The sequence below is a fragment of the Cyanobacterium sp. IPPAS B-1200 genome (genome assembly GCF_001747005.2).
Lineage (GTDB): Bacteria > Cyanobacteriota > Cyanobacteriia > Cyanobacteriales > Cyanobacteriaceae > Cyanobacterium.
In genome coordinates this window covers 1,405,975-1,419,801 of record NZ_CP182899.1, presented here as the reverse complement: position 1 = coordinate 1,419,801, position 13,827 = coordinate 1,405,975, and the positions used below count along the sequence as shown (strand labels likewise).

The following is a 13,827-nucleotide window of genomic DNA, read 5'->3' as shown; positions in this document are numbered from 1 at the left end:
TTAATTCTTAAGACAGTGATTTTTGTTGCTCAGAATTAGAATCTTGGTAAACTTTTTCTAGTAACTTCGCCTGTTCAACCTTTTGATTAACAAGACTTTTGTCCATCATATTGAACAATAAAGCATCCACAGAGAATAAACCTCCGCCATTAACCAAGAAAAGGAGGAAACAACCCGCATAGATAGCAGATAACTCCAGATAAGGAAGACTTAAACCCGCCACTAAAATGTGATGATACATCGCCACACACATAGTAGCAAACAAGCCCAAAGAAGCAGGTCTAGTAAATAAACCAATGGCAACCAAAGGCGCCCCAATTAACTCGGTGTAAGCCGCTACATAGCTAAAGAAGATAGGGAAAGGTAAGCCGATATAGGACACATAAGCCTCGGCAAAACTTTCGATATTACCTAATTTGTCTAAGCCATTATGAATCATCATGATACCAATAACGGCTCGTAATACAGTCCAAGTAGTTTGCTCTGCCCAGCGAATATCGCAGTTGGGTTGCAATGCCCTACTAATAATTGAATAGAATTTCATTGTTATTACTCAATAATTGCTTTTATTAAGTTTGATTGATTTGGAAAACTTAATTTTTGCTTTACATTTATTAATATAACGTACAATCCTTCAATATGGAGTGTTAGAAGTATATTGATAAGTTGATACTTTAGTATTTTTCGATACTATTTAGGTAAAAAAGATCATTAATTGTCTTTATTTGCTGACAAATCTTAGAAAAATTTATATTTTGTAATAATTATATAGAAATTGATATAAGGGCGATCGCATCCTAAGACGTATATCGACAACTCCCCATGATCACATCCTTCTAAGTAAAGTTAAGAAGTCTTTTAAACTCCCCCTTAACAACGTCATAACATTCGCAGGACACAGAGCGAAGAAGATCCCTGCTTAAAATGGTTATGCTTCCCCTCGTATAGCGAATAATACCAGCCTTTTGAAACTTTTGAGCCACTTCCGTTACACTAGCTCGTCTTACCCCCAACATTTGAGAAATAAACTTTTGAGTTAATGGTAACTCATCTTGATCCACCGAAGTATGGGCAAAAAGTAACCAATTCGCCAACTGTTGATTGATAGAATGATGACACTTGCACACAGCATTTTGAGATATTTGTGACAATCGAGCCTGAGTATATAATAATAGGATTCGCTGAAGTTCTCCCGGTCGTCTCGACTCCGCCAAAAAAATATCCGCATCTAATCTCATGGCACTATCAGGAATCTGCACAATAGTATCATTAGTGGCATAATTTCCTCCCAAAAAAACAGGAAGTCCAATTAATCCTTCATTGCCAATTAAACCCACCTCAATTGTTGCTTTATTTAACAAAGTTGATACCAAAGAAATCATCGAATGAAGAGGAAAATATACATAATCAATTTTTTGATCTTGTTTATAAATAATCTGTCCAGATATTAAAGAAACATACTCTAAATTGGAAAAAAGTATTTTATATTCATCCTGAGAGATAGAAGCTAATATTTGATTATCTGAAGTTTTATTATTTATCACTATAAATTTAAGCCGTTATATTATCATAATAGCTTAATAAATTTATATATTTCTATATTTACTAATTCTCTTAATCTTTATAGCTAATTTTTCCCTAAATAAAATAAAATTACTTTACCTTAAATAGAAAAAAAATACAAGATATTAACTGACGTTACGCACTCATTTATAAGTTAGGTTTTATCTGTAAATTCTAACAAGGGGCTTAAGCCCCTTGCCCAACTCCTAAGCTCATTGCCCAACACGTGTACAAACATACCATGAACATCCAACGTTTTTACCACTTCAAACTAATTAATTATATTTTTGCGTAACATTAGATATTGAGTAAGTAGGCATAATTAAATCGATTTAGGCAAGGGGTTTAAACCCCTTGTTCATAAGAGTCTTAATAAAATAAGAGCTATAATTAATTTCGCCAACCTACTTAACTAATAATCATGTATAGAAAATAATTGTTTATCTTTTTTTGCCTTATACATCGCCATGTCTGCGTGGGATAAAATTTTGGGCAAATTGGAACTATCCATATCACCTATGACGATACCAATACTAACTGCAACCATAATTTCCTTTTGGCTAACATGAAAAGAACTAGACAAAGACTCTTGAATACGATAAGCACATTCCTTAGCTTCATGGGGAGAACGAAGATGGGTTAAAACTATCATAAACTCATCTCCCCCTAGTCGAGAAACATGGTCAAAACTTCTCACACAAGTCATTAACCTTTTTGCCAAAATAACTAAGACTTCATCCCCAGTAGAATGCCCAAAAGTATCATTAATATCCTTAAATTTATTTATATCAAGAAAAAGCACCGCAAATTGATTATTATTTCCTTTTTGCTCTTGATCTAAAATCTTCTCTAAAAACTCTAACAATGAGCGGCGGTTGGGTAAATTGGTAAGAGAATCATAGCGAGACTGACGAAAAAGATCATCATGGGTTTCTTGTAGGTTGGTAATGTCGTGGAGAGACAGATGCCACCCAATCATTTTATGATCACAATCCCAGATAATATTTGCCTTGACACTAACACAAATCATTTCACCATGGAGCAAGGATAACTTAATAGTAAAAAAATGATTTTTTTGATCTAAATTTTTTCCATGATTTGTCTCGCACATCAAATGTAACGATTGTTGAAAATCACCATTCTCCGTAAATAAATTTACAGAACTATTCATTAACTTCTCTTTGGAAGTTTTGAGCATTTCTTGAGCATTATCATTAGCCAGTCTAATTATTCCATTATTATCAATAATTAAACAACTATCAGGAGAAAACAAAAATAAACTTTCATAATAATTTTTTTCAAATTTTGCATATTTCAAGTCATCCCATAACTTCTCATTTTCCAACTGTAAATCTTTTACATCCCTATTTATAGTTAGGGAATCAGGCTCAAAATATTGATAATCAAAAGTAATTCCTTCTGCCTTTTCTTCTATTAAATCTTCAACATAACCATTACAATTTTCCTCCGCTTCTCGTAAACTATCAAAAGGCCCAAAATAATAAGTCATGGCAGGTTTAATTGTATCAATTCTAATCCACCAAAACACTTCTGAAAATGGGACTAAATTATTTTTAGGAATAACTTTTTTATCTACAACACTAAGAACTTGGTATTCTGTCACAACTTCTCGGATATATTCACTAATTTTTTTCCTGATTAATAATATTTCTTCTGTTACGCCAATACAGAAAGTATTATCATCTACATAATTAGTTTGATCATGTACCAAAACATGATGATTAGGAATATTATTAAGTATTTTTGTGACCAATTTATTGCGAAAATAGGGCAGGGATAATGCTTGTTGATAAAAATCTTCAACGGCAGAATTTTCCGAAAAACGATCAATTTCTGTTTGGACAATGGACAAAGTGGAATTAAATACTCTATAAGACATAATCTTTCTCCTTCTTTAAGTAAAAAATAGTGAAAAATTTAATTAATGTCATCCTGAGTCCAAATACTAACGATAGTCAAAATATGTAAAAGTTTTCAGCATTAAACCTTATATTTAATGTTTATTCCTATACTGAAACCATAATTGTTTTTTTGAACCCGCAGTCAAATTACATGGGTAAATTTTTCTTTTTCCGAGGGTCTTTCTCCTTAGATACTTAAGTTATTTTATTTAAGTATTTCGTACTAACTATATGATCTAATCATAATCTTTATTAAACAGTTTGACCGTACGATAACGTACGAAATGTTTACCCTCGACAAGAACCGAGTAAGCGGATAAACTCATTTTGTACGATTCTATAACACTCACAGGATGTCTGTTCTAATTTTTTGTGATCAAGAATTAATATTTTTCCTCGGTTATAGCGAATAATGCCTTTATCTTGAAGGGCTTTTGCTGCAATGGTAACTCCTGCCCTACGTACCCCTAACATATTAGATATAAATTCCTGAGTGAGATCTAGTTCATCTTGTAATACGCAGTCGTACACTGACAATAACCACCGTGCCAATCGGGCTTCTATTTTGTGTTGTCTGTTACAGGCGGCACTTTGGGCTATTTGAGTGAGTCTAGCTTGAGTATGAAGCAGTAATATTTTTTGCAGCGCACCAGCTTCTTTAAATTCTCTAACTAATACATCTGATCGCATTTTAAGACTTTTACCTTTCATTTGGACAATGGCACGACTAATGGTATATTCTCCCCCTAAAAATACGGGTAGCCCTATCATTCCTTCGTTACCAACCAAACCGATTTCTGTAGTGGAACCATCTTCCATGATGGAAACAAGGGAAATCATTGCTGTCAAAGGAAAATAAACCACTTCAATTGGTTCATAGGCTTCATGAAGAATTGCTCCTGATGTTAAGTTTACTTCTTGGAAGTAAGGAGATAATCTCTCAAATTCAGACTCTGTCAATGTACGGAGTAGTTTATTAAGAGAAATGGAATTTTTGTTAATCAAGGTATTTTGCACAAACAGAGTCCTAATGATTATTATATAAAATAATTTTCTTGTCTGTACGGTAGCGTACTTAAGGATTTTTGTGGTGATTCAAACAGCTATATTAATAACTGATGTTACGCAAAAATATAATTAGTTTAAGATGGTAAAAACGTTGGATGTTCATATTGTGTTTGTACACCTGCTGGGTAAGGGGCTAGGAGTTGGGCAAGGGGCCTCGCGCCCCTTGTTAAAATTTACAGATAAAACTTAACTTATAAATGAGTGCGTAACGTCAGTTAATAATGAGTTTGTTTTAGTTTCTTAGCCATACTTTTTGAATTTCATTAATAATTTCAGGGGAAGGGGAAGGTTTAATTTCTACGGGAGGATTTATTTCCATCCCTAGAATATTGTTACTCCAAGGGGTGTCATTAATGATTGTTAAATTAATGTTATTATTTATGGGTCTAAAGCCATATTTCGCTAGGGTAATTTGTTGATTTTCTGCTAATAAATAATCGATAAATTTTTCTGCTGATTGTTGTTCAGATTTGCTTAAATTATTATTCATAATTACGGCGGTGGAAAAAGTCTCGGTGGTTGGATTTGGATAATAAATTTGATACACTTTATTTTGATTTGTTTGTGACCAGCGATATAAGGCAATGCTTTCATAAACTAAACCGACATCAGCATCATTTTCTCCTCGTACAATAAATTCTTGTAGTAAAATGTCAGTGGATCTTGGTGGTTGATATACGGAGTTTTTGAGTAGAGAAAAAAGTTGTTCTACTTCGGTATTAGCAAGATTATTAATAGCTAGGTTATTTTGATTTAGTTTATTTTCTGCCCACAAATTAAGGGTTAATTGTCCACTATTAGAACGGGTTGGATCTGTCATAAGAAGATCAAAGCTTCCCCAGTTATTATTACCTCCTATATCTTGCCAATTTTTGCTTATTAATGCTTGTTCTAATTGCTCCCAATTAAATTGATTATTAGGAAATAAAATGTTTCCTCTTTCTTGCCATGCGATCGCCACTAGGAGAGTTTTAGCAATGGGTTGAGGATTATTATAAAATGGTTTTTCTTGCCCGATCGCCCTTAATCGAGTCTCTAATTCACTAATTAATTCATCACTGGCGGGGATAACAATAGCTGGTTGAAAATCATTTTTTTGATTAACAATATTATTAACAATATCTTGAGATCCTTGTATTTTTAAGTTTATTTGAATATTAGGATAATTTTGCTCAAAAGTTTGTTCTATTTCTGCTAACGGTTCTTGTAATTCTGAACCAATGACCACATTTAAGGTTCTATTTTGATTGGGTAATGGTGCATAGGCGATAATAGTAGATATGGTTATAAGGGCGCTGGAAATAATCTTTTTATTCATAACTTTTTACTTAATTATATATAGCAGTCCTGAATTATTTGTCAGATTTTTAAATTGAGTTCTCCCTTATTAAAGGGAGCTAAGGGCGATCGTATTTTCATGACTCAAAATTTAATCAAAAAAATTTAAGTAGGTTGGGGAAATTAATTATAGCTCTTATTTTATTAAGACTCTTATGAACAAGGGGTTTAAACCCCTTGCCTAAATCGATTTAATTATGTCTACTTACTTATACCAATACATCCATACTTTCTTGAAAATTATTTAATTCATTATTTAAATCTTTTAATTCTTGTATTTCTTCCGAATTATCTAAATTAGCAGACCTTAATTTATTTTGTAATTGCTGTAAAACCCCTGCAAATTCAGTAATAATAGTGACGATAGAAAAAACTTGAGCTTCCCTTGCGTCTTGTCCTTCTTCTACCAACTGTAAATTATTTTTTAGGGTATTTTCTAATTGTTGTAATTGTATTAAAGCCCTTCCTTTACTATTTTTTTGTTGGCTTTTTACTTGTTGTAATTGTTTGTTTAATTCTTCCCTAGATAACAAGGAATCTCCCCCCGCTAATTTTTGGGTTAAATGATTTATTTTTTCTGGTAGTTCTAAGGTGCGCTGGCAGGTGTATTCTACGGCGGTTAATAATTCCATTTGGGAAGCATTTTGTAATAGTTTTTGGGCTTCAATTCTTAAATGTTCTGCTTTACTAATTAATAATTTTGCTTGGATTTTGGCATTGTTTAATTCTTGTTCTAAAATAGGGTTATTTAAGTTAACTTTGGGAGGTTCTTTTTTTGCTAGATAACCAGCCCCGACAAAAGAAATAGCCCCTGTAATGGGCAACATTAACCAAGGAGAAAGTTTAATCGCCCTTGCCCCAAAAACTAAACAAATACAAGCAAATAAAACCGCTAAAGGATAATTAAGAGGATTAACTATTTTCATGGATTTTTAGATAGATAAAAGTATTAAAATTCTACTTGTAAATTTTCCATAACTTGGGCAATGGTTTCGGGATCTCCTTTGCGATAATAACCCCCATTTATCTGAGCAATTTCTTGTAAAATATCGGGGTTAAAATCTCCTTCATTACCATAACCAATGGTAAAAAAAGCAATCCTTTCATCACTATTAAACCCACTGGTTTGTAATTCTTGCTCTAATTGTGATAGGTTCACCTGTGAGCCTGAATCTTCCCCATCGGTCAAAATTAATACTGCATTAATGGCTTCATCTTTAAGATTTTCCCTTAACCAATTACGGGCAAAAAGGGCGCTGTCATAGAGCCTTGTGCCTCCCCCTGCTTGTAAGGAAGAAATATAACGAATGGCTCTGTCTTTATCTTCTGGTGAGCTACTAACTCGTAAGGGTTGCCCTATTTCATTATTAAAGGGGATGACCACGATTTCTTCTTTGCTACCCAGCTTGTTGATATAACTAAGTAAGGTATTTTGAACAGAACTAAATTTAGTTCCTTGCATGGAGCCAGAAATATCTACCACCACCGCCACGAGGGAGGGTTTTTTGGCATAGTTTTGCCAACTTTCTAACATCACTTCTACCACTTCGGGCTGAGGAGGACGATAGGATTCGTAGGTGGGGTTTGGATTTACCCCAAATTCGGCACTAAATTTGTTTCCCAATGGTACTCCAGGCACCCCAGGGCGTAATCCTAGGCTAACGGCGATCGCCTGAATGTCTGGTTGACGCATAAATTCGATGATGGCTTCACTAGCTTCTTTTTCTTGGGGCGTAATCCAAGGGGCGTTGGGTAAAATAGAGCGAATATCAGAACTGAAGGTGGATTGGGGATATACCGCTTGATATTTTTGGCTGTTATCCCCTTGACTGTTGGCGGAAATAACCAAAGACTCGTACACCGAACCAACGGAAGCCCAAAATACCCCATTTTCTACCATGGATTGGGCGAGGGTGCCAGTGGAAATTCCGTAACGGGTGACTTTTTGCTGAATCTCCCTCACTTCCTCTTGATGGGCTTCTATGTCGGCGATGGTTAAATCTTCGGGGAGTTTGTTGGCAACGGAAGCAAATTGTGCCACAAGGGTTTGCAGTCCTGAATTAGAGCGGGTGGGTGCTGTTTGTACAAAGTGTATGGGTAGGGGAAGGGCGCTCGAGTCTAGTTGCTGATAATTGTCATATTGTTGTAATACGGTATATAAATTTGGGGCTTTAGCCAAAGCGGGTGCTAATTCGGTTGTGGTCATAAACACCATGGGGCTATACACCAACAGGGGAGAATCGGTAATGGGGGGAATGTAGTTTTGTCCTGGAAATATTTTATCGATTTCGTAAATTAGTTGATTTTGATAAATGGGACCGTCGAAGGAGATAAGGCTAGGAAATCTCTCATCATCACTGGAAATAGAGCCGTTGGCTAGTTGTTGAGAAAGTGATGCTACTTCTTGAAATACATCTCCGCTTCCTTTGATGTCGCACACTAGATAATATCTTTCTCCGCTACTCAACTGGGGTTTGGTGGCGTTAAGTTTTTCGGCGGATGCTTCGCAAAATTGTTTTAAGTCGCTTCCTGCTAAAAATCTGATGGGAATACCCTGATTGTTGTTGACTTCATCGGGCATAGACTCACAACTGATAAGACCTATGAGGGATGAAATACAAAGAAAACTGATAATTCTTTTTTTCCTAAGCATAAAAAACTAGGGTTAAGGGCGCTGGTACTTTTATTTTAATCAGGAAATGTAAAAAATTATCATAATAATATTTATCTTAATAAAAAATAGTTTTTATCATCAGTAAATAAGCATAAATCATTTTTTAATCTTTACTAGATGGCTAAGTAGGTTGGCGAAATTAATTATAGCTCTTATTTTATTAAGACTCTTATGAACAAGGGGTTTAAACCCCTTGCCTAAATTGATTTGATTATGTCCACTTACTTAATTAACTTATTTTGTTTGGTAAAAAATTGAGGACGGGTTAAAATTCCTTCTTTGGGGCTAAATAAAAAGGCTAACAAAAACATCACTGTTACTACCAATACAATGGCAGCACCAGAAGGGGCATTGAAATAATAACTGATATAGATGCCGACAACGCCACTAATGCCTCCTAAAATTCCCCCTAACATCATCATGTGATGCAATTCTTTTACTAATAAATAGGCGGTAATACTAGGGCCAACAAGCAAAGATACGACTAATACCACTCCTACGGCTTGCATACTAGCGATGATGGTTAGCGTAATGGCGGAAACTAAGCCCAGATTAATTAATTGTACTGGTAAACCGATCGCCTGAGCGCCAAGGGGATTGAAGGTATAAAAAAGTAAATGGGGATAAAATAATTTAACAAAAATTAGCACGGAAATGGTTATAAAAAATGTTCTCCATAAGTCATTTCCTGTGACTCCTAAAATGTCTCCAAAAAGAAAACTGTGTAAGTCAATTCTACTTTGTAAAAGGGTAATTAACAGGATACCCAAAGCAAAAAAACCAGAAAATACTAAGGACATTGCTACATCCACTTTTACCCTTGATTGGGATTGAATCCAGGCAATTATTAAACTACTCAGCATCCCTGATATGAATGCCCCTAAAAAGATGTCTATGCCAATGTAAAAGGCGATCGCCAATCCGGGTAACACAGCATGGGCAATGACTTCCCCTAAAAAACCCATCCTTTGCACAATCAAAAAACTACCTGTAACGGAACATAAAACTCCTAACAAAATAATCATTATCATGGAATTACGAATAAAACCAAATGATAAAGGTTCAAGCAAAAAATCCAACATCTTATCCTCAAAAAAACAACTTAATTTATTCAATAAATTTACATGAAAATAAAAACTATAAGTAGGTTGGCGAAATTAATTATAGCTCTTATTTTATTAAGACTCTTATGAACAAGGGTTTTAAACCCCTTGCCTAAATCGATTTAATTATGCCTACTTACTTAGTAGGTCTAAATTATTTGTAATATATTGAAACTGATTTCCCCTCTTATCAAGGGGGCTAGGGGTTATTTTATTCCTCATTTTTAATTATTCGTCAATAAAATTACATTATCTCCATAGGCTTTTTGTAAATTTTCTGGAGTAATAACCTCTGAGCGAGAACCATTAGCAATTAACTTTTTATTTATTAATAAAAACCGATCATATTCCCTCGAAGTTTCCTTCAATTCATGACCTACCACCAACAAAATTTTGCCCTGATTTTTCAACTCATCCAACACATTAAAAATCATCCCCTCTGTTTTTTTATCCACCCCCGAAAAAGGCTCATCAAATAAAAATAACTCCGCTTCCTGAGCCAAGGCTTGGGCTAAAAATACCCTCTGTTGTTGCCCCCCAGACAACTGCCCGATGGGACGTTGCCGTAAATCCCACATTCCCACCCTTTCTAGGGCTGTTTTAACTATTTCCTTGGATTGTCGAGAAGGAGGACGAAATAAAGGACGATGACGAATCCTTGCCATCATCACAACTTTTTCTACAGTAATGGGGTAATCCCAATCAATTTGCGCCCTCTGAGGGATGTATGCTACTTGATCCAACTGTTTTGACAAGGCTTGGGAACGAAAAGTTATTTTTCCTTGTGCCAAGGGGATTAAGCCCAAAATTGACTTGATCAAAGAACTTTTACCTGCTCCATTGGGGCCAATAATTCCGACTATCTGCCCTGACGTTAGACAAAAACTAATATTTTCTACAGCGATGATGCCTCGATAGTTGACAGCAACTTGATCAACCTCTAACATAGATTTTATGAATAAATGATTATCATTCTCATGATAGTTTGCACCATCACTATAATAAAAGATTAAAGTAACAATGTTAAGTTTTCACCGCTACAGTAAGTTTGTTTTGCCTTCTTTAGTCTTATTCGGTTTACTAGGATGTGATTCTCCTACCACTACCAATAATCAAGTAACGGAAGATTTGGAAACGGAAACAGAAGTAGTAGATTTGCCTCTTGTGGTGGCAACTACGGATGTTATTTGTGATTTAACCCGCCAAATTGCCCAGGAAACCATTGACTTAAATTGTTTAGTAAGTGCAGGAATTGATCCCCATGTATATCAAGCGACTCCCGATGATCGAAGGGCGATCGATCAAGCAGATGTGATTTTGTATGGGGGTTATGGTTTTGAGCCAAATTTAATTAATTTGGTGGATGCCACTGATAATAATGCTCCTAAAATTGCCGTATATGAAAAGGCGGTGGCAAATCCTCTCATGATGACGGAGGACGATGGACATGATCACGGACATAGCCATGGTGATGGTGATGAATTTCCAGATCCCCATGTGTGGCATGATGCTAGTAATGGTATGTCCATAGTTAACGTAATTTCGGAACAGTTAGCCCTATTGCAACCTAGTCAGGCTCAACTATACCAAAATCAAGCCAGTATGATCAACAATGACTTAGAAGCCATGGATGGATGGATTAAAGCCCAGATAGAAACTATACCCACAGATCAAAGAATTTTGGTTAGTAACCATGATGCCCTTGGTTATTTTGTTAATGCCTATGGTTTACAGTCTAATACTGCTTTACAAGGGGTTAGCACAGAGGAAGCCCCTACGGCAGGAAGGGTGGGGGAATTGGTGAGAAAAATTCAAAACACCAACGTGCCGACGATTTTTGTGGAAAGCTCTGTTAATCCAACTTTAATCAATACGGTTGCTAACGAGGCAGGGGTGCAGGTAGCGGATAATCCCTTGTTTGCTGATGGTTTAGGGGAATCTGGTTCGGGAGCAGAAACTTATCAACAAAAATTAATGCTCAATACTCAGACTGTTGTGGAAGGGTTGGAGGGTTCTTTTTCTCCCTTTCAGGGATAGTCGTTCGAGCGCGTGAAATAACCACAAATAAGGTGAATTAAACTTTTATTCTCTATTATCAATTTTCAATTCTCAATTATTCTCTTAACTTTTCTTAATATTTTTGGAAAAATTTAATAAAATAGGGATCATAGATATAAATTTGCCCTGTAAGGGAAAGTAAGAATGTCATCAAATTACAGAAAATAAAGAGGGTAAAGAAAATTGATTAGACAAATAATTAGAGAAAAAGAAGGTTATTTTTTCATCGGGCATATATTAGCGATGTTTTTTGGTTTGGCAGGATTATTGTTAGTGTTGCCCCATCCTGAATTTGTTGCCAGTTTACCCCCTATCGGACAATCTGCCTTTAGTTGGTCAATGATTGGAGGGGGTGTGGTATATATGATTTTAGGATGGGCTACGATCGCCATTTTCGCTTATCGTAAACTAGGGTTATGGCACTGGTTAGGGTTCATGATTCCCGCTTTGGGCATTTCATTGACAAGCGAATTGTTAGGAACTAGCACAGGTTTTCCCTTCGGTGATTATCATTACCTTTCTGGGTTGGGATACAAAATTTCTGGATTAGTACCCTTCACCATTCCCCTTTCTTGGTTTTATCTTGGTTTTTGTGGTTATCTCATCACTAGGGTAGGTTTAGAAAAATTATCACTACCCGTGTTTGTAAAAGATTTAGGGGCGATCATTTTTGGCTCGTTATTGCTTACCTCATGGGATTTTGTACTAGATCCAGCCATGAGTCAAACCTCTGTACCATTCTGGCTATGGGATCAACCAGGAGCCTTTTTCGGAATGCCTTACCAAAACTTTGTTGGTTGGTTTGGTACAGGAGTAGTCTTTATGAGTGTGTCTACCCTAATTTGGCGCCTAAAACCCATGGACTTTAACCAAATTCCCCTAACCATTCCCATCGGAGTTTATATTGGTAACTTTACCTTTGCCATGGTAATGAGCATCGGAGCAAACTTTTATATCCCCGTACTATTAGGAATTTTCACAGGAATATTACCCCTAGTAATTTTTGTCAATCTTGCCAATAAATCAGATTCTGGTAACTCCATTCCTTTACCATTTTTATCCCAATAAAATCAAGGCAAGAAATATAAAATTTTGCCACTAAACCCCTCTGCCTTTGGCATCTCTCCTTTATAAGGAGGGAAAGAGGGATTTTTTGTGTTTATTGCAGTATTAAAGTTAGGATAAAATAAGCTAAAGGCAACCATATAAATAAACTATCATGACTTCTGCAGAAGTTAATAACCCTAATACCTTACAAAGCATAATTAAATTATTACGGTGGGATAAACCAACGGGGCGACTGATTTTAATGATTCCAGCCCTTTGGGCAATATTTTTGGCAGGGGAAGGAAAACCGCCCGTTAGTTTAGTATTTATCGTGATTTTAGGTAGTCTTGCCACCAGCGCCGCGGGGTGTGTTGTCAATGATTTATGGGATCGTAATATTGATGATAAGGTAGAAAGAACTAAAAAACGCCCCCTCGCTTCTAGGGCGTTATCTGTAAGGGTAGGTATTGCTGTTTTTATTATTTCCCTTGGTTGTGCGGCAGGATTGGCTTTTTTCCTTAATCCTCTCAGTTTTTGGTTGTGTGTGGCTTCTGTGCCTGTGATTATTTGTTATCCTTTGGCGAAAAGGGTTTTTCCTGTGCCTCAGTTGGTGTTATCCATTGCTTGGGGTTTTGCTGTGTTAATTAGTTGGAGTGCGGTAACAGGGGATTTGAGCGATAATGCTTGGATTTTGTGGGGGGCAACGGTGTTATGGACTTTGGGCTTCGATACGGTTTATGCCATGTCCGATAAAAAGGATGATTTACAGGTAGGGATTAATTCTAGTGCCATCTTTTTTGGGGATTTTGTGGCGGATGCAGTGGGTTTGTTTTTTGCTCTGACGGCTGGTTTATTTGCTTATCTTGGTACTATAAATGGTTTTTCCTTTATTTTTGGGGTGTCATGGGCGATCGCCGTTATTCTTTGGGTTGGACAGTATATAGAGTTAAGAAAACCTAACCCCGATACCATTAACTATGGTGGTATTTTTGGGCAAAATGTGACCATCGGCTTTATTTTATTATTGGGTATTATTGTAGGCATTCGTTAGGGA

12 protein-coding genes are annotated in these 13,827 nt (G+C 36.0%); 3 read left to right on the top strand and 9 right to left on the bottom strand.

The genetic code is table 11. From position 1 onward, the window contains the following. Positions 1-7: 7 nt before the first annotated feature. The 9 genes from A5482_RS06550 to A5482_RS06510 all read right to left on the bottom strand — a co-directional run bounded on the left by A5482_RS06550 (position 8) and on the right by A5482_RS06510 (position 10,615). Positions 8-544 (bottom strand): DoxX family protein, encoded by a 537-nt coding sequence (locus A5482_RS06550; protein ID WP_069791856.1) that lies wholly within the window; start codon positions 542-544, stop codon positions 8-10. Between the two features lie 292 nt (positions 545-836). Continuing rightward, entirely contained in the window at positions 837-1,544 is a 708-nt protein-coding gene (locus A5482_RS06545; RefSeq protein WP_141712719.1) for a Crp/Fnr family transcriptional regulator, read from the bottom strand. 431 nt (positions 1,545-1,975) lie between these two features. After that, positions 1,976-3,463 (bottom strand): diguanylate cyclase domain-containing protein, encoded by a 1,488-nt coding sequence (locus A5482_RS06540; RefSeq protein WP_069791854.1) that lies wholly within the window; start codon positions 3,461-3,463, stop codon positions 1,976-1,978. Between the two features lie 310 nt (positions 3,464-3,773). Continuing rightward, a complete protein-coding gene (locus tag A5482_RS06535; RefSeq protein WP_069791922.1) occupies positions 3,774-4,490 on the bottom strand; it encodes a Crp/Fnr family transcriptional regulator in 717 nt (238 codons plus the stop codon). Between the two features lie 295 nt (positions 4,491-4,785). Further along, a complete protein-coding gene (locus A5482_RS06530; RefSeq protein ID WP_069791853.1) occupies positions 4,786-5,871 on the bottom strand; it encodes a substrate-binding domain-containing protein in 1,086 nt (361 codons plus the stop codon). 229 nt (positions 5,872-6,100) lie between these two features. Then, positions 6,101-6,817, bottom strand: coding sequence for a hypothetical protein (locus A5482_RS06525; protein ID WP_069791852.1), 717 nt, complete (start codon positions 6,815-6,817; stop codon positions 6,101-6,103). Positions 6,818-6,840: 23 nt separating this feature from the next. Beyond that, positions 6,841-8,544 carry a VWA domain-containing protein gene (locus A5482_RS06520; protein WP_069791851.1) on the bottom strand — a complete coding sequence of 568 codons (1,704 nt, stop codon included), beginning with the start codon at positions 8,542-8,544 and terminating at the stop codon, positions 6,841-6,843. Between the two features lie 242 nt (positions 8,545-8,786). Then, on the bottom strand, positions 8,787-9,647 hold the full coding sequence (locus A5482_RS06515; RefSeq protein WP_069791850.1) for a metal ABC transporter permease: 861 nt from the start codon (positions 9,645-9,647) through the stop codon (positions 8,787-8,789). 245 nt (positions 9,648-9,892) lie between these two features. After that, positions 9,893-10,615, bottom strand: a complete 723-nt coding sequence (locus tag A5482_RS06510; RefSeq protein ID WP_069791849.1) for a metal ABC transporter ATP-binding protein — start codon at positions 10,613-10,615, stop codon at positions 9,893-9,895. A gap of 73 nt (positions 10,616-10,688) precedes the next feature. Here A5482_RS06510 and A5482_RS06505 point away from each other — a divergent pair, with 73 nt between their 5' ends. The 3 genes from A5482_RS06505 (at position 10,689) to A5482_RS06495 (ending at position 13,824) form a co-directional block, all read left to right on the top strand. Beyond that, positions 10,689-11,705 carry a metal ABC transporter solute-binding protein, Zn/Mn family gene (locus tag A5482_RS06505; RefSeq protein ID WP_069791848.1) on the top strand — a complete coding sequence of 339 codons (1,017 nt, stop codon included), beginning with the start codon at positions 10,689-10,691 and terminating at the stop codon, positions 11,703-11,705. A gap of 207 nt (positions 11,706-11,912) precedes the next feature. Continuing rightward, on the top strand, positions 11,913-12,794 hold the full coding sequence (gene cruF, locus A5482_RS06500) for a gamma-carotene 1'-hydroxylase CruF (protein WP_242412028.1): 882 nt from the start codon (positions 11,913-11,915) through the stop codon (positions 12,792-12,794). A 151-nt stretch (positions 12,795-12,945) separates the two neighbouring features. Beyond that, positions 12,946-13,824 (top strand): 4-hydroxybenzoate solanesyltransferase, encoded by an 879-nt coding sequence (locus tag A5482_RS06495; RefSeq protein ID WP_069791847.1) that lies wholly within the window; start codon positions 12,946-12,948, stop codon positions 13,822-13,824. Positions 13,825-13,827: the final 3 nt, after the last annotated feature.